Below are 19,029 nucleotides of genomic sequence, written 5' to 3'. Positions count from 1 at the left end.
CTGCCGCTTGCAAGGCAGGAACCATGGCGTCGCACGCGCTGCCGGTGCGTGTCAGGTCGCCGCGGGCCTGTCTGCGTCCCGAACCGGGATGTCTCATCTGGGGACGCCGGGATGTCTCAAACGTAGACAACGCCGGGATTTGTCAAACAGGCCAGAGGACAAGTCGTTGGCCGAGCGCATCCGGATCAACCAGAGGGGATGTCTCGACATGCGGGAATGGTCTGTGCAAACGGATGCGTTTGCTGTCCCGCGTACTCCGATGTGCGAGTGCCCGGCCTCGCGCATCACCGGGACCGGAGGCGTGCTCCCGTCAAGCGCATCCCCCTGTCAGGAGACCCGAAACCGTGAATGTCCTGGACGTGAACCGGCAGTCCCCCGTGGTGATTGTCGATAGGGATGACGTCGCCAGACGTCGCCTGGGCGCCTGGCTGGAGGCGGCGGGCTACGCGGTGCGCGAGTACGCCACCGCGCGCGAGGCGTTGGAGGCGGACAGCGCCGAGTGGCTCGCGGTCTGCCTGGAGCTGGTGTTGGACGACATGGCGGGCCTGGACGTGCTGCGGCATCTGCGCGCGCGGGACACGACGCTGCCCGTCATCGTCCTCACCCGGAACCTGCAGCTCGACACCGCGGTGGATGCCACCCGGATGGGGGCCTTCGCCTTCCTGGACAAGTCCTCCGAACCGGCCCGGCTCGAACGGACGCTCCAGAGCGCCGCGAAGACCCGCCGCATGACGTGGCGGGAGCCGCGGGGCGCGCGAGAGGGCGGCGCGGAGCGGCTCATCGGCGCCATCGTGGGACGCAGCGCCCCGATGCGGACCTTGGCGCGCCAGTTGGACCGCATCCTCCAATCCGACGTGCCGGTGTGCATCTTCGGAGAGACGGGGACGGGCAAGGAGCTGGTGGCGCGCGCCATCCACGAACAGGGCGCGCGGGCCAAGGGGCCCTTCGTGGCGGTGAACTGCGCGGCCTTCTCCGAGGCGCTCCTGGAGTCGGAGCTCTTTGGCCACGAGCGCGGCGCCTTCACCGGAGCGTCGGCCCAGCACCGCGGCTGCTTCGAGCAGGCCCAGGGCGGAACGCTCTTCCTGGACGAGGTGGGCGAGATGAGCCCCGCCACCCAGGTGCGCCTCTTGCGCATCCTCCAGGAGCGCACGCTGCGCCGGGTGGGCAGCACCACGGAGGTCCGCGTGGACGTGCGCATCATCGCCGCCACGCACCGGGACCTGGTGGCGGAGGTGAAGGCGGGGCGCTTCCGGGAGGACCTGTACTACCGGCTGGCGGTGTACCCGGTGAAGGTGCCCGCACTGCGAGAGCGGCCCACGGACATCCTCTCGCTCAGCGACCACTTCCTGGAGAAGTACGGAGGCGCATCGCTCGTCCTGGCCGACGAGGCCCGCGAAGCGCTCGTGCGCCACCGCTGGCCCGGCAACGTGCGCGAGCTCCAGAACGTCATCCAGCGCGCCATCCTCTCCTGCGATGGCGAGCGCATCGAGCTGGCGGACCTCCCGCCGGAGCTGCGCGTCCTGGTGCTGCCGCCCGTCCCCGTGGCGCCTCCACAGCTTCAGCGGATGTCCGAGGACCTGGCCCCGTCACCCGACGTGGTGGTGCCGCTGCGTGAACTGGAGCGCCGGGAGATCCTCAAGGCCCTCACGGTGACGAACGGAAGCATCACCCTCGCGGCCCGGCTGCTCGGTCTGGGCCGGGCCACGCTCTACCGCCGCGTAGCCGAACTGCGCATCCAGCGGGAGCCAGACCCGGGGTGACACGCTTCCCGGTGCGCGTGCCGCCGTCATCGGGAGAGCCCCAGCAGACGCAACGCCGCTCGCGACAGGAGCCGGCGCCGCGCAAGCAACAGGGGATCTCCCAGCGGGAGCAGGGGACCGGTGCCCTCCAGCGAGGCCAATCCGTCGGGCGTGGCGATGGCATCGCGCACCTCCAGGCCCTCGCCCACCACGGTCTCCTCTTCCACCACGGCGTTCACCAGACAGGTGCCGCGCTCGATGATGGCGCGCGCTCCAATGAGAGCCCCCGGGCCGATCCGCGCACCGGCGCACACGAGCGCCTGGGGACCGATGAGCACGGGAGGGTTCACCTCGGCGCCGCGCTGGAGGAGGGCGCCGCGCGCCACCCAGACCCCTGGTGCCCGTTCGGCCGCGTGGATGAGGAGCCGCGAGGTTCCTTCCGCCCGCGGCAGCCGCCCCAGCAGCGCCTTGCAGGCCAGCCGCAGGGCCGCGCCCGGCGTCTCCAGGCGCGCGCCCCACCCGGGCAGCTCCTCCTCCGTGACGGGGCCGGTGGCCGCGGTGATCAGGTGCACCTCGGCTGGCGCGAAGGGCTCAACGGCCGGTGGTGGCGCCAGCCGGCCCACGCGCACGCCCCGCTCTGGCGCCCGGCGGTAGAAGGCCGCGAGGTCCGCGTTGCCCAGGACGGTGTCCGGCACCACGAGGAAGGGCGCGTGGGCGGGAAAGCCCGCCGAATCCGCGATGACGCCCGGCGGGAACAGCGAAGCCGTGGGGACGAAGATGACGTTGCGGGCCAGCGCCTCCTGCTGCGAGACGAGGCTTCGCAGTTCTGCTCCATGGGCGTCCGCGCCGATGTCGATGGCCACCTTCTCGAAGCCCGACGCGCGCAGCCACTGCAACTGGCGGGTGACGAGCGGGGGCCCGGCCACGGACAGGAACCCGGCGCCAGGAGCCGCGGCGCTGCGATGGATGACGGCGAACATGGTGTCGTCGGTTCCGTTCCTGGGGGGCCCGCCGGACGGAGGGCTGCCCTGTGATGACGCGCGCGAAGGCGTCTTCCTCTCAGCGCGGCTCCTTTCGCGGGACGGGCCCTTCCATGCCCCTCGACGCTCTGGAGCCGGACCAGAAGCCCATGACGTCGCCCACGCGATCCGGATGGGTAGCAAGGTCGGTGCCGAGCCCCACCACCACGAAGCCGACGCACGCCTCGCTCCCGAGCAGGCGCCGCAGCGCCCACACCTCGAACACGGAGTGCGCGCCGGAGCTGGCGAGGACGAGCACCCGCGCTCCCGTGCGGACCGCGAGCCGCAGCGCCTGCGGACGCCGCGCCTCCTCCCACGATACGAGCGTCGCGCCTCGTCCCGGGACGCCATCCCGGGCTGGGACGTCCATTGCCCCAAGCCGGGACAGCAGCTCCCGGGTCCGCTCCTGTTGCGATTCCCCGAGCGGCAACACCCGCGTAACGCCGCTCGCCTCGTCCAGCGCGGCCCGGAGCTCCACGACGAGCTCCTCCAGGCCCTCGGCGGTGGCGGGCCAGGGAGTGGCGGCCACCACCGGGCCGCGTCCCCAGAACGAGAACTCGGCCGGCGTCCACAGCTTGAAGCCGCGCAGCGAGGAGGCGGTGAGGGCCACCACGGCCAGCAGCGCGAAGGTGGGAGGCAGCAGCAGGGCCACCGCGCGGCGATAGGACTTCGAGGGACGCGTCGGCGGGGTGGCGGAGGTGAGCACGCGCAGCTCCATCGCTGGCTGGCGCACCTCGCCCTCCACCACCTTCTGACGCTGCTGGAGCTCGGTGAGGCGCGTCTCGGTGATGTGGATCCGCGCGAGCAGCGCGCTGGCCTGGCCCTCCAGGGCGGAGAGCCGTGCGATGCGCTCCTTCGCGGCCTCCTCCGCTTCGGCGTAGGCGCGCCACTTCTTCTGGGCCAGCTCTCGCTGTGAGCCAGCGTCCAGCAGGCTGTTCTGGAGGAAGGTCCAGGAGGGGTTGGTCCCCACGACGCGGTCGGAGACGGTGCCACCCGCGGGCCGGGACTCCAGGGCCCGCACGGCGGCGGTGAGCTGCACCACCTCGGGATGTTCCATGGAGAGATTGGCTCCGCGGGCGGCGAGCTCCGCGCGCAGCTCGGCCAGCTTGCGCAGCTCGAAGTAGCTCTCGGTCTCCGACAGCACCATCCGGCTGGGCTGCTCACGGGCCGCCTGCTTCAGCAACAGCGCCCTGGCGTCCGAGGACTCCGCTTCGATGCGGAAGCGGTTCTTCTCGGTGCGCAGCCGCGCCGCCTCCTCGATGGAGGACTGCCGGTCGAGCGTGAGCTCCGCGATGCCGTTCTCCTGGCGGAAGCCGTCGTAGTGCGCCCGGGCCTCCTCCAGCTGCGCCTGGACCTTGAGCACCTCCTCGCCCAGCGCCTTCAGCTGCGCCTCGGCCCGAGTCCGCTCCGAGTCCCGCTGATGGTCCAGGAACACCTGGGTCATGGCGTCGGAGAGCCGGACGGCCTCCTCGGGGCTCGCCGCGGTCGCGGAGAGGGTGAGGATGTTGGAGCCGCGGGACACGGCGATGTCCACCCGCCGGGCCAGCGCCTCCAGGGTCACCGGCAGGCCCGTGCGCGTGCGCAGCGCCTCCAGGTTGTTGGGGAGCTTGAGCGTGTCCATCAGCGTCTGGATCTCCCGCTCGGGGTTCGCCGCCGCGCGCGAGCCCGTGGGCTCCCAAACGAGAATGGTGCGGGCGGTGAACTCGCGGGGCATCACGGTCTTGGCCAGCAGCACGCCCAGGACGATGCCCGCGACGAAGCACCCGGCGATGATCCGCCAGCGGCGCCGCAGCACCCGCGCGATGCGCAGGGGATCAACGGGATACCCGGAGCGCACCGACTCCTGTCGCACGGGCGCCGTCTGCGTTTCGGGCTCCGGGCCCTCTTCCAGCGAGAACATCCGGTGAGGACGGCTGCACGGTGGATGCCAGCGTCCAGCCAGCCTGGATGGGCGCGGGTGGCGGAGCTCTTGCAATGTCAGACACCGTCGCGGACGGCGGGAGCGCTCGGAGCCGTCTCACATTGAGACAGAACCATGTCCCGGGAAGAGATGACACCAGGAGGAGACAGCGTCGGGGCACGGCCCTTCCGGCCGCGTCGTGTGCTCGTGGTCTTCGTCGATGCGCTGGGTCCGTCCCAACTGGAGACCTTCGAAGGGCTGCGTGGGCTGCCGCACCGGGGCCGCCTGCGCGGCATCCTGGGCTTTTCATGTGGCGCGCTGCCGACGATCCTCACCGGCGCGCCGCCGGAGCGACACGGGCGGATGTGCCTGTTCGCGCACGCGGAGCGCGAGGACGAAGGCGTGCTGTCGCCGCTGAGGTGGCTGGGGCTGTTGCCGCGCCAGGTGCATGAGCGGGGCATGCTGAGGCGTGCCGCGGCGCGGGCGCTGAAGAGGACGGAGGGGCTGACCGGGTACGTGGACCTGTACCGAGTCCCTCCGGAGCTGTTCCGCTGGCTCGACCTGCCGGAGCGAGAGGACCTGTTCAACGCCGAGCGCATCGGCGGGGTGGAGACGTTCCTCACGAAGGCGAGGCGCGCGGGCCTGCGCGTGTTCGCGGCGCCGTGGCAGATGCCGGAGGAGGAGCGCTGGGCGCACACCTGCGCGGTGTTACGGGCGAGCAAGCCGGACCTGGCCTTCGCGTACGCCACCGCCCTGGACGGCGCCCTGCACCGTACGGGCAACGGCAGCCAAGACGCGCTCGCGACGGCCCGGCGGCTCACCGAGCGGATCGAACAGACGGTGGATGCGATGCGCGCGGGCGGAGGTGATGTGACGACGGTGATGGTGGGGGACCACGGGATGGCGGACATCCACGAGGTGGTGGATCCAAAGCGGATGCTCGGGGAGCTGCGAGGCACGCGGCTGTTCGTGGACAGCACGATGCTGCGGGTCTGGGGTGATGAGCGGACGCGCGAGAAGGCCCGCGAGCGGATGGAGGCGCACGGGCTCCCGGGGAGATGGCTGGACACGGAGGCGCTGGTGGAGCGACAGGCGCCGGTGCGGGGTGCTCCTTACGGACAAGCCCTCTTCGTGCTGCGGGAAGGAGCCCTGTTCGCCCCCAGCTTCGTGGGGGGCAACGTGCGAGGCATGCACGGCTACGACGTGGACAGCCCCTCGGCGTATGCCGCCATCGCCTCGGATGCGCCGCTGCCCAGGGACCGAGGCGCGCTGATGGACGTGGCCGGGTGGGTGTGCGCGATGCTGGGTTTGGAAGGGGAGACGAATCCGGACGGGAGACCGCCATGGGCCGCGGCTTGAGGGTCGCATGGCTCAACGACGCCGCCACCCCCGTGGGCGGCGCCGAGCGCTACGTGCGGGAGACCGCGCGGGAGTTGGGCGGGCGGGGCGTGACGTCGCTGCTCTTCTACGACGTGAACGTCTCGCCGGATCCGCACCCGGTGATGCGGGAGCCGTTCGAGGGCATCTTCCCCATCGTCGACCTGGCGCGGCAGCTGAGGGAGCTGGCGCCGGACGTCGTCTACGTGCACCAGCTCGCGAGCCTGAAGGCGCAGCGCGCACTGTTGGATTCGCCAGCGCCGGTGATCCGCTTCTTCCACGACCACCGGCTGTTCTGCCTGCGCGAGCACAAGTACACGACGCTGGGAAAGGAGCCCTGCACGAAGCCGGTGGGCGCGGCCTGCTACCCATGTCTCGGCTTCGTGGGCCGTTCGGAGGACTGGCCCGGGCTGAAGTGGGCCTCGCTGGGGAGGTTGCGGGAGGAGCAGGCGCTGGCCCGGAGTCATCACGCCCTCGTGGTGGGCTCGCGGTACATGGCGGACCACGTGGCGGCGCATGGCTTCCCGCGCGAGCGGACGCACGTCATCCCGCTGTACGCGCAAGCTCCGCTCCAGTCGCGGGTGCCGGTGGAGCGAGAGGAGGAACTGCTCCTGTTCGTAGGGCAGCTGACGACAGGCAAGGGCCTGGATGTGCTGTTCCACGCGCTGACACGCACCACGCAGCCGTGCCGCCTGGCGGTGGTGGGAAGGGGCCGGCAGGAGGAGGCGCTGCGCGCGAAGGTGGACGTGCTGGGGTTGTCGAAGCGGGTGGCCTTCCTGGGCCCGATGGCGCCCGAAGCGCTCTCCGAGCAGTACCGGCGGGCCGCGTGTGTCGTCTTCCCCAGCCGAGCGCCGGAGACGTCCGGACTGGTGGGCATCGAAGCACTGGCGCACGGGACGCCAGTCATCGCCAGCCAGGTGGGCGGAGTGGGGGAGTGGCTGACGGAAGGCGAGACGGGGCTGGGCGTGCCGCCAAATGATCCGGAGGCGCTCGCGGAGGCGATCGACAGGCTGATGGCGGCGCCGGGCCTGAGGATGACGATGGAGGCGCACGCGCGAAGGACCTACGAGGAGCGCTTCGTCCCCGAGCAGCACGTGACGAGGCTTCTGGCTCTGCTGGAGTCGGTGGCGGGCGCGGGAGGGAGGGCGGCGTGAGGGACGGACGCTTCACGTTGAAGGGCTCGCCCGAGGTGGAGGCGAGGATCTCCCAGGTGGTGGCCGAAGCGGCGGCCGTCATCCACGCGCATGTGCGCCCGGACGAGCTGCGGACGCTGGCCCTCATTGGCGGCTACGGGCGCGGTGAGGGAGGAGTGGAGAAGAGAGACGGAGTCGAGCGGCCGCACAACAACCTCGACTTCCTCCTGGTGCTGGAGCGAGCCCCGCGAGAGGGGCTGAAGGCGCGGCTGGACCTGGTGCTGGAGCCGCTGCGCGAGCGGCACGGGCTGGGGTTGGACCTGGGCGTGACGACGGTGCGGGCGCTGCGGAGGTCCCCGTGTCAGGTCATCTGGTACGACATGCGGTTCGGCCACAAGACGGTGGCGGGGGATGCGTCGTTCCTTCCGGGGCTTGAGCACTTCACGCGAGAAGCCATCCCACCCGACGACGTGCGGAACCTGGCGGTGAACCGGGGCACGCTGCTGATCATCAACCAGGTGCTGCGGGACCAGGGCGCGCTGGACGAGGACGCGCGCCGCACCATCCTCCGGCACACGGCGAAGGCCATCATCGGCTACGGCGACGCGCTGCTGTACTTCCTGGGGGCATACGACTGGAGCTACGCGGAGAAGCGGCGGCGGATGGCGCTGCGGCACGACGTGCCGGCCGGGTTCCGCAAGCTGTACGACGAGGCGAGCGCCTTCCGCCTGGAGCCGGACTACGCGCGCTTCGCCCCAAGCGAGCTGGGGCCCTGGATGGACGAGGGGAGGGCGAGGCTCGCGGAGGTGCACCTCAGGTGTGAGGCCGCGAGGCTGTCGGTGCCCGGGCTGAAGTGGTCCGGATACGCGGAGCGGGCGTTGAAGCACTCCCTCAAAGAGGGCGGCCTCCAACCGAAGGTCTGGCTGCGTCGGGTGCGCAACGGCGTGAGGTTCCGGCCAAAGGCTTCACCCGAGCTGGGGCTCCGAGCGCGATTGGGGCTGAGGCTCGGAGGGCCGCGAGGGGTGCTGGCGGCGGCGTTCCCATTCGTGGCGTTCGAGGTGGGCGGGCCCCGGGACGCCGAGTTCGCGCGGCAACTGCTGGGCGCCGCGAACCGCGAGGCAGCGGACTTGCGGCGCGCATATCTGCGGTACTGGGGCGAGTCGGGCGACCCCAACTTCGCGCACGTGGCGAGGAAGCTCGGCCTGCGCCTGGGGGACCAATCATGAGTCGCAAGGTCACCGTCATCATGCGCTCGAAGGACTCGGCCTGGGTCATAGGCCAGGCGCTCTCCGGCCTGTTCTCGCAGGCGCGCAAGGACTTCGAGTTGCTCGTGGTGGACTCGGGCTCCAGGGACGCGACGTTGGACATCGTCTCGCGCTTCCCCTGCCAACTGATCCGCATCGACGCTGGGGCGTACTTCCCAGGCGTGGTGCTCAACCGGGCCATCCGCGAAGCGCAAGGCGACATCATCGTCTTCCAGAACTCCGACGTGGTGCCGCTGACGCCGCAGGCGCTGGACCGGTTGCTGGAGCCCATCGAGCGCGCGGAGGCGGACGCGACCTTCGCGCGGCAGCTGCCCAGGCCCGAAGCGCACACGTGGGTGCGAAGGGATTACGAGGTGGCATTCCCGGAGCAGGGAGCGCCGCCGCCATGGATGACGTACTCGCTGCCATTCGCGGCGATGACGCGGGATGCGTGGCTCAAGCACCCGTTCTACGAGGACGCGTGGGGCTCCGAGGACACGGAGTGGGGACACCGGGCGCGAGGCGACGGGCTCCGGGTGCGCTACGTGCCGGACGCGTGGGTGATGCACTCGCACAACTACACGCTGAAACAGTTGTACGGGCGCCGCTTCATCGAAGGAGAGGCGGATGCCTTCATCCGGGAGGAGCCCGCGTCGCTGACGGGACTGGCCCGGAAGCTGGGCGCGTCATGGGCAAGGGATGCGGTCGCGCACCTCCGGGCGCGCGACGCCGCGGGCCTGGCGCTCTCCGTTCCCCGGCGGCTCGTGTACCACTGGGCTTATTGGAAGGGACACCAGTGGGGAGAACAGCGCCTGCGGAGCGGGAACGCGGACGCGAGCGTCGGTCAGCGGGTGGTGCTGCGGCGGCAGTGAGCTTGAGCCGCATCGAGTAGCAGTTCCTCGATGCCGCGAACGTAGGCGTCGAGTGACGCGTGTTCTCGCACGATGTCGAGCGCCCGCTGGACGAGCACCTCCTGCGCCGCCGCGTCCCGGTGGAGGGCCGCCAGCGCCTCGGCGAAGGCCTCACCCGTGCATGCCTTCACCAGCAGCGAAGCGTCGTGCCGATCAAGGAAGTCACGGGCACCGCCGCTGGGGGACGCCGCCACCGGCAGGCCACAGGCCATGGCCTCCAGATACGTGAGGCCCTGGCCCTCGTGCTCCAGCTTCGACGCGAACAGGAGCGCATCCGCATCCTGATACAGCGGAAGCAACTGCTCGCGGGGAAGTTGCCCGGCCCATGCCACGCGTCCGTCTACCCGCAGCACCCGCGCCCGTTGCCGCAAGGACGCGAGATACGCCGGATCGTCCGCCGCGCCCGCGAGCGTGAGGGTGGCCTTGACGCCGCGCTTCTCCAAGGCCGCCAGGGTGTCGATGGCCGCATCGGGGGCCTTGCTCGGATGGAGCCGGCCGACGAAGAGCAGCCGAGGCTCCGGGCGCATGGGCCGGAAGGGACGAGGGGTGAAGCGCGACAGGTCCACGCCCTGTGGCCGCACGACACCGAAGTCCAGCGGCACACCCGCCGTGAGGCACGTGCGCCGGACCGCGTCCGAAAGCCATGCGACCCCTGCGGGCTGGATGCCAGTCCAGGTTCGTGAAGGCACCAGCAGCGAGTCGAGCACGCTGCCCAGCCGAGTCCAGGGCCGCGCGTCGCGCCCCACGCTGAACGCCACCGGCCAGTCGTCGTTCACCGTGACGATCGCGGGGACGCCTGCCTCGTGGAGCACCCGCAGCGGCGCGAGCCCCAGTCTCCGCAGGCTCATGACCAGCACCGCATCCGGCCTGCCATGGTCCTTCAAGTAGCGGCGCACCGCCGCAGTGTTCCGCACACTGGCCACGAAGTGTCGGAGGCGATCCCGTCCCGCGGGCCGGCCGAAGCGGCGAGCCAGGCACAGGGACCGCAGCACGCGCCCGTTCTCGGAGCCATCGCCGCTGGTGAGGACGTCGACCTCGTGGCCACGCCGCTCCAACCCCTCCACCACATCTCGTGCGAGCAGCTCGTAGCCGCCGAGGACGTCGGGCGGGTACAGGTTGGTAAGGACGGTGACTCTCACGGGCAGGCCCTTCAGCTTGCAGGGGACATGCCTCCCCGCGAGCTGACTCCTTGCCCATGCACCGCCCGGATGTCTCGGATTGAGACGTCTCGGAATGGGAATGGGGAAGGAGGGGCGCCGCGGGTGGGGCGCGGAGTGTCTGGTCCATGAATTGCGTCTTGCCCGTGCATATGACGGCTGTGGAGCGCCCCGGGCGGCGCGTGGTGCATGTCCTTCGCAAGTACGACCCGCGTGAGTGGGGCGGGACGGAGACGCACGTCGTGGAGGTAACGCGGCGGCTGGCGGCGTTGGGCTGGGGGCCAGAGGTGCACGCACCGGCGGGGCCCTCGGAGCCGGATCGAGCGCTGGGCCCCGAGGTGCCGCTGCTGCGCTATCAGGCCTTCTGTCCGTTCCTGGGCCCGGCCGAGAAGCGAAGGGCGCTCGTCGCCAATGCCGGCAACCTGGCCACCTTCGATGAGCCGCTCCGGCTCGCGAAGGACGCGGGCCTCGCCCTGGCGCACCTGCACACGGCGGGGCGCATCGGCGGAGCCGTGCGGACGGCCATGCGCCTCACGAGGCGCCCCTATGTCATCTCCGTGCATGGGCCACTGCTGGCGCGGAAGTCCTGGCTGGAGCAGGACACCGCGCGGCGGCTGTCGGGGCTCATGGACATGGGCCGGCCCATCGGGTGGCTCTTCGGTGCCCGGCGCGTCATCCACGACGCCGCGCGAGTCATCACCTTCAACGAGGAGGAGCGTCTCGCCCTGTCCGAGGTGGTCGGGGACCGGGCCGTGAGGTTGGATCAAGGGGTCGACCTGAAGCGGATGGCCACGGGAAGCGCGCAGCGGGCGAGAGAGCGTTGGCCCCGGTTCGCCCGCGCACGTGTGGTCACCCTGGTGGGGCGCATCTCTCCGCAGAAGAACCAGGTGCTAGCGGTGAGGGCCTTCGCCGTGGGGGCGCCCGAGGATCATCACCTGGTCCTCGCGGGCGCGACGGTGGACGCGGCCTATGGTGAACAGCTGAAGCGAGAGATCCAGGCACTGGGGCTCGGCGAGCGCGTCCATGTCCTCGGCAACCTGGACGCGGCCCGCGAGGTTCCGGATCTGCTGGCGCTCTCCAGGCTCGTGCTGGTGCCCTCGGCGCACGAGGCCTTCGGACTGGCGGTGTTGGAGGCGTGGGCGGCGGGGAGGCCGGCATTGCTGGCGGTGCACTCGGGCCTGGCGGATCTCGCTGGAGCCATTGGCCCGGAAGGGCTGAGCGTGCCGACCCTGGAGGTAGAGGACTGGGCCCAGGCGCTGCGGCAGGCACTCGCCAACCCCGTGCGGCTGGACGTGGCGGCGCGAGCGGGTGCCGCGCAGGTGCGTCAGCGCTTCAGCTGGGACGTGGTGGCAAGCAAGGTCGCGGAGCTCTACCAGGCGGTCCTCGAGGAAGGAGCGCGGCGATGATGGACGGAAGCCCGGTGAGGAGGGGACTTCGTCGCTTGCAGCGGCTGGCGCTGGGACGGCGAGCCCGCACGTTCAACGAGGACGAGCTCCGGTGTCCCGCGATGGTGTTCGCGCCGCACCCGGATGACGAGACGCTGGGGTGTGGGGGCGCCATCCTGCAGAAGCGGCGCGCGGGAGCGGCGGTGCGGATCGTCCTCCTGACGGACGGCGCCAGCTCACACGCGCACCTGATCTCACGCGACGAACTGAAGGCGCAGAGGGCGCAAGAGGCGCTGGGCGCGGCGAAGGTTCTGGGCGTGGAGGAAGCGGACGTCTTCCTGCTGGGCTTTCCCGACGGCGCGCTGGACGCGAGCCGGGAGGCGGCAGTGGCCAGGGTGGAGGACCTGCTGCGGAGGCACCGGCCGGAGCAGCTCTTCGTCCCGTACGCTCGGGGCGAACACGCGGACCACGTGAGCACGAACCACCTCGTGCATGAGGCAGTGGCAAGGGTAGGGCGGCCCGTCACGGTGTTCGAGTACGCGGTATGGGCCTGGAGGCACTGGCCCATGGTGGGCTTCGGAAGGACACGAAGGCAGCAGCGGTCGGTGCTGGCGGGGACGGTGTCGACGAGGCTGGGACTGCGGATGCTCAAGGACTTCCGGACGAAGGTGTCCCTCCGGGGCGTGGTGGAGCAGAAGCGCGCCGCGCTGGCGCTGCACGCCTCGCAGATGGAGCGCCGAGACGCGGAGCCGCGCTGGCACACGCTGCACGACGTGGACGGAGGCGAGTTCCTCCCGTGCTTCTTCGAGGAAGACGAGCTCTACCGGCGCATCGACATCGCGGCGCGCTGATGGAGACGAAGTTCCTCCTCTTCCTGGGCCTGTGTGCGGTCGTCATTCCCGCCGGGATACACGCCGTCGGGAGGTCCGAACGCCTGAAGCACCTCTGCGTCATCCTGCTCGTCTGGGGCACCACCCACGCCTCGGCGGTGTCCCTCAACTTCTTCAGCCGAGCCTGGTACCGCGGCACCACGCGTGGCTTCGAGTTCAGCTGGCTCGACTTCCTGTGGATCTTCCTGTGGGTGGACGAGCTGCGGCATCGCAAGCCAGGCCAGCGGCGCGAGTGGCCCCACGGGCTGGCCATCATGGGAGTGTTCCTCGCGTACAACGCGGTGAACATCCTGCTCTCCGAGCCCCGGTTGTTCGGCCTCTTCGAGCTGTCGAAGATGTTCCGCGCCATCATGGTGTACGTGACGATCGCGGCCTGCGTGAAGAACGAGCGGGACCTCCGGCGCATCGTCGCGGCGCTGGCCATCACGGTCATCTACGAGTGCTTCTGGGTGATCCACTCCCGGGTCGTGTTGGGGCACAGCCGGGCGGACGGGACGCTGTTTCACCCGAACACCGTGTCGATGTTCAACCTCATCGCGGTCCCGGTGCTGCTCGCGGTCGCGCTCTCGGACGTAGGGCCACGCCTCAAACGCCTGTGCGGCGTGGCCACCTTCCTGGGCTCCATCTCGGTGCTGTGCACCGTGTCGCGAGCGGGACTGGTTTCGCTGGGACTGCTCCTGGTGGCGGTGGCCTTGACGTGTGGGGCGTTGAAGCCAACGCCGAAGACAGCAGGGGTGGCGTTCCTGCTGTTGCTCGCGGCCATTCCCGTGGGCCTCAAGCTGGCACCGGCCTTCCAGGCCCGCTTCGATTCCGAAGGAGGACTCTCCAGCGAGTTCGGGGGCAAGGAGCACGAAGGGCGCGGCGCCTACGTCCACCTCGCCCGGTTGATGCAGGAGGACCATGTCTTCGGAGTCGGGCTGAACAACTGGTCCTACGCGGTGTCCAACCAGTACGGCCGGATGATCGGCTTCGGTTACATCCCCTACACCGGCACGGATGAAGCACCGCCCAAGGGCCCCATCCCGGCGGGCTCGAACGTGGACGCGGCCCAGGCCCCCCCGGGACACAGCCTGTATCTCATCACGCTGGGAGAGACAGGCTGGCCCGGAGTCGTCCTCTTCGCGGCGGTCTGGCTGAGCTGGTTCAAGATGGGAGCCAGCTTCTTCCTCAAGCGTTCGCCCGCGCTGCGCTCACGCTTCGGAATCGGAGTCTTCTTCGGCCTGCTGGGAGCCTTCGCCCAGAGCTTCTCCGAGTGGGAGTACCGGCAGACGCCATTGCTCTTCCTGCTGCACATCCTCTTGGGAACACTGGCGGCCGTGTACCCGGCCCGTCCGTCGGTGACGGCGCTCCCAACGAAGACTCTCTCCCGGATGGCGAGGGTGTCACTCAAACGCGAGTGAAGCGCCCCGTCCGGGTGACGGCTCCGTGTTGGAGCACGGAGCCGTCAGCGCGGGATGCAGCCAGGAGTAGGGCGGCTCCTACAGGCAGATCCACCTGTAGATTCCGGAGCCTGTGGAGATGGTGCAAGTAGCGCCCAACGGTGAGCAGGCCGTATCTGGGTAGAAGTTGGTGCAGTTGTAGTTCTGGCAGGACGGGGCCCCAAAGGTGCACGTCCCTGTGTTGGTCCATTTCCCGCCGGAGGCGACGCACGTTCCATTGCTGCACGTCTGTCCGCTGCCACAGGTCTGGACGTTGGTGGTGGAGGTGCCAGTACAGCCGCTGCCGCTGCAGAGGCCGGTGGTGGTCTTCTGGACGGTGTTGCCGTTGCAGGAGTAGCTGTCCACCGGGGAGCACGTCTGGACGTTGGTGGTGGTGCTGCCACCGCAACTGCCACCACTGCAGGAGCCGCTGGTGGTCCTCTGGACGGTGTTTCCGCTGCAGGAGTAGCTGTCCACCGGGGAGCATGTCGTGACGGGCTGCGGGCTGGACGCGCAGGAGCCTCCGCTGCAGCCGCCATTGACGACCTGGTAGACGGTGTTACCGACGCAGTAGGGGCTGCCGGTGCTGGTCGGGCACGTCTGGACGAACTGCTGGCTGGACGCGCAGGAGCCTCCGCTGCAGCCGCCATTGACGGTCTGGTAGACGCTGTTGCCGCTGCAGAAGGGGCTGCCCGTGCCGGTCGGGCAATTCATGATATCCGTGATGGTGACGCCACAGGAGCCACCGCTGCAACCGGTGCCCGTGGTCCTCCGGACGGTGTTGCCGCTGCAAGAGTCGCTGCTCGAAGTAGAGCAGGTCTGGACGGCGGTGTCGGTGGAGCCACAGGAGCCGCCGCTGCAGCCGGTGCCGGTGACCTTCCGGACGGTGTTGCCGCTGCAGTAGTTGCTGCTCGAGGTGGAGCACGACTCGATGAGTTGCGGGGTGGACGTGCAGGCGCCGTTGGAGCAGCCGCCGTAGACGGTCTGGTAGGCACCGTTGCCGCTGCAGTAGGGACCGCTGGTGCCGGTCTGGCACGTCTGCACGAGGGTGTCCGTGGAGCCGCAGGAGCCGCCGCTACAGGTGCCCGTGCCACTGGTGCGCCGCAAGTCATTGCCGCTGCAGTAGTTGGTGCTCGCGGTGGAGCACGTCTGGACGAGGGTGTCCGTGGAGCCACAGGAGCCGCCGCTGCAAGTGCCGGTGCCGGTGGTCTTCCGGACGGTGTTGCCACTGCAGTAGTTGCTGCTGGAGGTGGAGCACGTTTCGACGAGTTGCTGGCTGGACGAGCAGGAGCCTCCGCTGCAGCCGGCATTGAGGGTCCGGTAGACGCTGCTGCCGCTGCAGAAGGGGCTGCTGGTGCCCGTCGGGCACGTCTGGACGAGCGTGTCGGTGGAGCCACAGGAGCCGTCGCTGCAGCCGGTGCCGGTGGTCTTCCGCAAGTCATTGCCGCTGCAGTAGTTGGTGCTCGCGGTGGAGCACGTCTGGACGAGGGTGTCCGTGGAGCCACAGGAGCCGCCGCTGCAAGTGCCGGTGCCGGTCAGCTTCCGGACGGTGTTGCCGCTGCAGTAGTTGCTGCTGGAGGTGGAGCACGACTCGATGAGCTGCTGGGAGGACGTGCAGGCGCCGTTGGAGCAGCCGCCGTAGACGGTCTCGTAGGCACCATTGCCGCTGCAGAAGGGGCCGCTGGTGCCGGTCTGGCACGACTGCACGAGGACGTCAGTGGACTGGCAGGATCCACCGCTGCAGGTGCCCGTGCCGGTGGTCTTCCGGACGTCATTTCCGCTGCAGTAATTGGTGCTCGCGGTGCTGCAGCTCAGCGCCGAGCCGCCGCAGGTGCCGGAGCCGTTGCACACGTCACCCGTCGTGCACGCGTTGCTGTCATCGCAGCTGGCGCCCGAGGACTTCGGCACGTAGGAACAGGTGCCGTTGGAGCAAGTGCCGGCGGACTGGTAGCACTGATTGGGCGGGCTGTTGCAGCTCAGCGCCGAGCCACCGCAGGTGCCGGAGCCATTGCACACATCACCGGTCGTGCACGCGTTGCCGTCATTACAGCTGGCACCCGAAGCCTTCGGCACGTAGCTGCAGGTGCCGTTGGAGCAGGTTCCCGCCGCCTGGTGGCACTGGCTGGGAGGGCTGTTGCAGCTCAGCGCCGAGCCACCGCAAGTGCCGGAGCCGTTGCACACGTCACCGGTCGTGCACGCGTTGCCGTCATTGCAGCTGGCCCCCGAGGCTTTCGGCACGTAGCTGCAGGTGCCGTTGGAGCAGGTGCCCGCGGCCTCGTAGCACTGGCTGGGCGGGCTGTTACAGCTCAGGGCCGAGCCGCCGCAGGTGCCGGCACCGTTGCAGACGTCTCCCGTCGTGCACGCGTTGCCGTCATCGCAGCTCGCACCCGAGGACTTCGGTGCATAGCTGCAGGCACCGTTGGAGCAGGTGCCGGCGGCCTGGTGGCACTGGCTGGGAGGGCTGTTGCAGCTCAGGGCCGCACCGCCGCACGTGCCCGCACCGTTGCAGACATCGCCCGTCGTGCAGGCGTTGCCATCATCACAGAGGGTGCCCGCGGCCTTCGGCGGGTAGGTGCACGCTCCATTGGAGTAGGTGCCCGGCAAGCCATGGCAGGCATCCGGCGGCGTTGTGCAAGCCGGCACGCCCGCGCAGACGCCCGCTCCGCTGCACACATCGTTGATGGTGCCGCCATTGCCGTCATCACAGGCAGTGCCCGCCGCCTTCGGCGCATAGGAGCACGCGCCCTCACTGCACGTTCCCGCCGCCTCGAAGCACTGGCTCGGAGGGCTGCTGCAAGTCACCGGCGTGCCCGCGCACCCGCCCGCTCCGTTGCACGTCTCATCCACCGTGCACGCATCCCCGTCATCACACGCGTCACCGGCTTCCTTGTACGAATAGGAGCACGTCCCGTCGCTGCATGCCCCCGCCGCCGCATAGCACTGCCCCGGAGGACTGTCGCACTGGGTGGCGCTTCCCGCGCACACGCCCGCGCCGTTGCATACGTCCGTCCCGGTGCACGCATCCCCGTCGTCGCAGGTGGCCCCAGCTGCCTTCAGCGCGTAGCTGCACACGCCATTGCTGCACGTCCCCGCCGCCTCGTAGCAGGCCCCCGGGGCGCTGTTGCACGTCACCCCAGCACAGGCGTCGTACCCGTACACCTCCGCCGTCTTCAGGCTCGCGCCGGTGGCGCCAATACCGCCCACCACCAACACCTTGGCCTGCGTCGCCAGCGACACCGCCACATACGAATACCGCGCACCGGTCATCGGCGTCGCCGCGCTCCACTGCCGGGTGACGGGGTCGTACACCTCCGAGCTCGCCAGTGCGGCTGTTGCTGCGCTGCCATACATGCCGCCCGTTACCAGCACCTTGCCGGTGCTCAGCAGGGTGGCCGAGTGCAGCTCCCTCGCCGAGCCCAGCGCGCCCGTCGCGCTCCACTGCCCGGTGCCCGGGTCGTATTCCTCCGCTGTCGCCAGCAGCCCGGTGCTGTTGCGGCCACCCACCACCAGCACCTTGCCCGAAGGCAGCAGCGTCGCCGTCAGGGAATCGCGAGCCACACCCGAGGCAAGATTCCCTGCGGAAGCCCACGTGTTGGTGGCGGGGTCATAGACCGCCGTGGAAGCCAGGCGGCCCGTCGCGTTCTCGCCGCCCGCCACGAGCACCTTGCCTGAAATCAACAGCGTGGCGGTGAGCACCTGCCGAGGCGCCGGCATGGGGGCGGCGGCCGTCCAGGTGCCTGTCGCAGGGTCATAAACGGTGGAGGAGGACAAGTAGCCGCTGGCGTTGTAGCCGCCCATCACCAGCACCTTGCCCGTCGGCAGCACCACGCCCGCGTGGTACTTGCGCGACTCAGCCATGGTGCCGGTGGCCGTCCACTCCTCCACCAATGGAGAAGCACTGCGGGCCAACGGCTTGTCTTCCGGCGCCTTGCTGCTACAGCTCAAGGCAACACATACCAATCCCAACAGCAGAACCCTGCTGACTCTCATTGCGTGCATGAATTTCCCATTGAATGGAGGCTGTCGCCGCGCCCCCCGCTGGCTTGTTTCAGTCAGTCACAATGCCCCACTTCCCGTGAAACGCACAAAAGGGACAGGGCCCTGTTGAAGAGGAAGGAGGGTGCGGAGGGACCGCCCAAGCAATGCTCCCGGCCGGTGGACAGGTCACTGGAGCCCCGTTGGGTTACACGCCACCCCAGGCCGCGCGCCCATTGTGTGCGTATGTCCAGGCGCTGGGCCTTCCAGCGGGTTCCCAGAGCGACAAGGTCTGCGTGACCCACCTCGGGACGAGCGACGACCCCACGCGCAAGCAACAGTCGTTGGCGGGTCGCCGCTTGGCGGCACCAGGTTACGCCGCGACGCCCACGAACATGTTGTAGTCAAAGAAGTTGATATGGAGCCACGTCACGCCAAACAGGCTCTGGTCAACCTTGTAGGCGAACTGGCCGAAGAGCTGGTCACTGTCACGGATACCGTCCTCGAGGAACATGTCGGCGATCCAGCCGACCCAGATCAGGTCCTTGAAGATGCTGCTGTCTGGCGCTCCGTCCAGCATGTAGAGGGACTGGGTGCTGTGGAGCCAGAGCAGGTTGCGGCCGTAGAAGGTCTCCGCATACCGCTGTTTGGTGGAATCCCGCACCTCGCAGTCGTTGTAGGTGTCCCCTGCCTTGCCCGGGTCGCTCAGGCTCGGGATGTCCTTCGGATACTCCTTGGAGTGGAAGATGAGACCGGGTCTGGATCCGATCCTGAGCGAGGGATGAGCTGACAGGCCATCGAGCGGCCGTGAGCCTGCGCATCGGCACGATGGAAGGCGTCTGGTGGGTTACCTCGATGGAGGTGGCAAGATGCCGAAGGTG

General features: G+C 69.6%; 13 protein-coding genes. 8 read left to right on the top strand and 5 right to left on the bottom strand.

Translation table 11 applies throughout. The features are described from left to right. The first annotated feature begins 344 nt into the window (after positions 1–344). Complete coding sequence (locus tag D7V77_RS23400; RefSeq protein WP_158624474.1) at positions 345–1,760, top strand: sigma-54 dependent transcriptional regulator; 1,416 nt, start codon at positions 345–347, stop codon at positions 1,758–1,760. A gap of 26 nt (positions 1,761–1,786) precedes the next feature. Here D7V77_RS23400 and D7V77_RS23395 read toward each other — a convergent pair whose 3' ends face one another. Both D7V77_RS23395 and D7V77_RS23390 read right to left on the bottom strand, forming a co-directional pair. Further along, complete coding sequence (locus D7V77_RS23395) at positions 1,787–2,719, bottom strand: hypothetical protein (RefSeq protein ID WP_120578512.1); 933 nt, start codon at positions 2,717–2,719, stop codon at positions 1,787–1,789. A gap of 79 nt (positions 2,720–2,798) precedes the next feature. After that, a complete protein-coding gene (locus tag D7V77_RS23390; protein ID WP_120578511.1) occupies positions 2,799–4,658 on the bottom strand; it encodes a hypothetical protein in 1,860 nt (619 codons plus the stop codon). 135 nt (positions 4,659–4,793) lie between these two features. On the opposite strand from D7V77_RS23390, the gene D7V77_RS23385 reads away from it, so the two are divergent. Genes D7V77_RS23385 through D7V77_RS23370 form a run of 4 tightly spaced genes read left to right on the top strand, consistent with a single transcriptional unit; the run spans position 4,794 to position 9,284 of the window. Next, on the top strand, positions 4,794–6,017 hold the full coding sequence (locus tag D7V77_RS23385) for an alkaline phosphatase family protein (protein ID WP_120578510.1): 1,224 nt from the start codon (positions 4,794–4,796) through the stop codon (positions 6,015–6,017). Further along, positions 6,002–7,189: a glycosyltransferase family 4 protein gene (locus tag D7V77_RS23380; protein ID WP_158624473.1), complete on the top strand. Its 1,188-nt coding sequence runs from the start codon at positions 6,002–6,004 to the stop codon at positions 7,187–7,189. The genes D7V77_RS23385 and D7V77_RS23380 overlap by 16 nt, the downstream gene beginning before the upstream one ends. After that, positions 7,186–8,394 (top strand): hypothetical protein, encoded by a 1,209-nt coding sequence (locus D7V77_RS23375; RefSeq protein ID WP_120578508.1) that lies wholly within the window; start codon positions 7,186–7,188, stop codon positions 8,392–8,394. The genes D7V77_RS23380 and D7V77_RS23375 overlap by 4 nt, the downstream gene beginning before the upstream one ends. Continuing rightward, on the top strand, positions 8,391–9,284 hold the full coding sequence (locus D7V77_RS23370) for a glycosyltransferase family A protein (protein ID WP_120578507.1): 894 nt from the start codon (positions 8,391–8,393) through the stop codon (positions 9,282–9,284). Before D7V77_RS23375 ends, D7V77_RS23370 begins: the two co-directional genes overlap by 4 nt. Here the strand turns inward: D7V77_RS23370 and D7V77_RS43325 are convergent. Next, complete coding sequence (locus D7V77_RS43325; protein WP_158624472.1) at positions 9,257–10,462, bottom strand: glycosyltransferase family 4 protein; 1,206 nt, start codon at positions 10,460–10,462, stop codon at positions 9,257–9,259. The two genes, D7V77_RS23370 and D7V77_RS43325, sit on opposite strands and share 28 nt — an antisense overlap. A 170-nt stretch (positions 10,463–10,632) precedes the next feature. On the opposite strand from D7V77_RS43325, the gene D7V77_RS23355 reads away from it, so the two are divergent. Genes D7V77_RS23355 through D7V77_RS23345 form a run of 3 tightly spaced genes read left to right on the top strand, consistent with a single transcriptional unit; the run spans position 10,633 to position 14,155 of the window. Next, positions 10,633–11,886, top strand: a complete 1,254-nt coding sequence (locus D7V77_RS23355; RefSeq protein WP_233597184.1) for a glycosyltransferase family 4 protein — start codon at positions 10,633–10,635, stop codon at positions 11,884–11,886. Continuing rightward, complete coding sequence (locus D7V77_RS23350) at positions 11,883–12,716, top strand: PIG-L deacetylase family protein (RefSeq protein WP_120578505.1); 834 nt, start codon at positions 11,883–11,885, stop codon at positions 12,714–12,716. Before D7V77_RS23355 ends, D7V77_RS23350 begins: the two co-directional genes overlap by 4 nt. Further along, on the top strand, positions 12,716–14,155 hold the full coding sequence (locus D7V77_RS23345; protein ID WP_120578504.1) for an O-antigen ligase: 1,440 nt from the start codon (positions 12,716–12,718) through the stop codon (positions 14,153–14,155). The genes D7V77_RS23350 and D7V77_RS23345 overlap by 1 nt, the downstream gene beginning before the upstream one ends. Before the next feature lie 78 nt (positions 14,156–14,233). Here D7V77_RS23345 and D7V77_RS23340 read toward each other — a convergent pair whose 3' ends face one another. Both D7V77_RS23340 and D7V77_RS23335 read right to left on the bottom strand, forming a co-directional pair. Beyond that, complete coding sequence (locus D7V77_RS23340; RefSeq protein WP_158624470.1) at positions 14,234–18,118, bottom strand: kelch repeat-containing protein; 3,885 nt, start codon at positions 18,116–18,118, stop codon at positions 14,234–14,236. Positions 18,119–18,521: 403 nt separating this feature from the next. Next, positions 18,522–18,812, bottom strand: a complete 291-nt coding sequence (locus tag D7V77_RS23335; RefSeq protein WP_120578502.1) for a hypothetical protein — start codon at positions 18,810–18,812, stop codon at positions 18,522–18,524. Positions 18,813–19,029: the final 217 nt, after the last annotated feature.

This window comes from Corallococcus sp. CA041A (assembly GCF_003612075.1).
GTDB lineage: Bacteria > Myxococcota > Myxococcia > Myxococcales > Myxococcaceae > Corallococcus > Corallococcus exiguus.
The sequence above is the reverse complement of the archived record's forward strand: the minus strand, read 5'-3'. Positions and strand labels throughout refer to the sequence as shown.

What these genes read in the sequence shown, in the direction of transcription:
- D7V77_RS23350 (WP_120578505.1), top strand. Translation starts at nt 11,883, where the DNA reads ATGATGGACGGAAGCCCGGTGAGGAGGGGACTTCGTCGCTTGCAGCGG.
- D7V77_RS23385 (WP_120578510.1), top strand. Translation starts at nt 4,794, where the DNA reads ATGTCCCGGGAAGAGATGACACCAGGAGGAGACAGCGTCGGGGCACGG.
- D7V77_RS23395 (WP_120578512.1), bottom strand. Translation starts at nt 2,719, where the DNA reads ATGTTCGCCGTCATCCATCGCAGCGCCGCGGCTCCTGGCGCCGGGTTC.
- D7V77_RS23370 (WP_120578507.1), top strand. Translation starts at nt 8,391, where the DNA reads ATGAGTCGCAAGGTCACCGTCATCATGCGCTCGAAGGACTCGGCCTGG.
- D7V77_RS23380 (WP_158624473.1), top strand. Translation starts at nt 6,002, where the DNA reads ATGGGCCGCGGCTTGAGGGTCGCATGGCTCAACGACGCCGCCACCCCC.
- D7V77_RS23390 (WP_120578511.1), bottom strand. Translation starts at nt 4,658, where the DNA reads ATGTTCTCGCTGGAAGAGGGCCCGGAGCCCGAAACGCAGACGGCGCCC.
- D7V77_RS23355 (WP_233597184.1), top strand. Translation starts at nt 10,633, where the DNA reads ATGACGGCTGTGGAGCGCCCCGGGCGGCGCGTGGTGCATGTCCTTCGC.
- D7V77_RS23345 (WP_120578504.1), top strand. Translation starts at nt 12,716, where the DNA reads ATGGAGACGAAGTTCCTCCTCTTCCTGGGCCTGTGTGCGGTCGTCATT.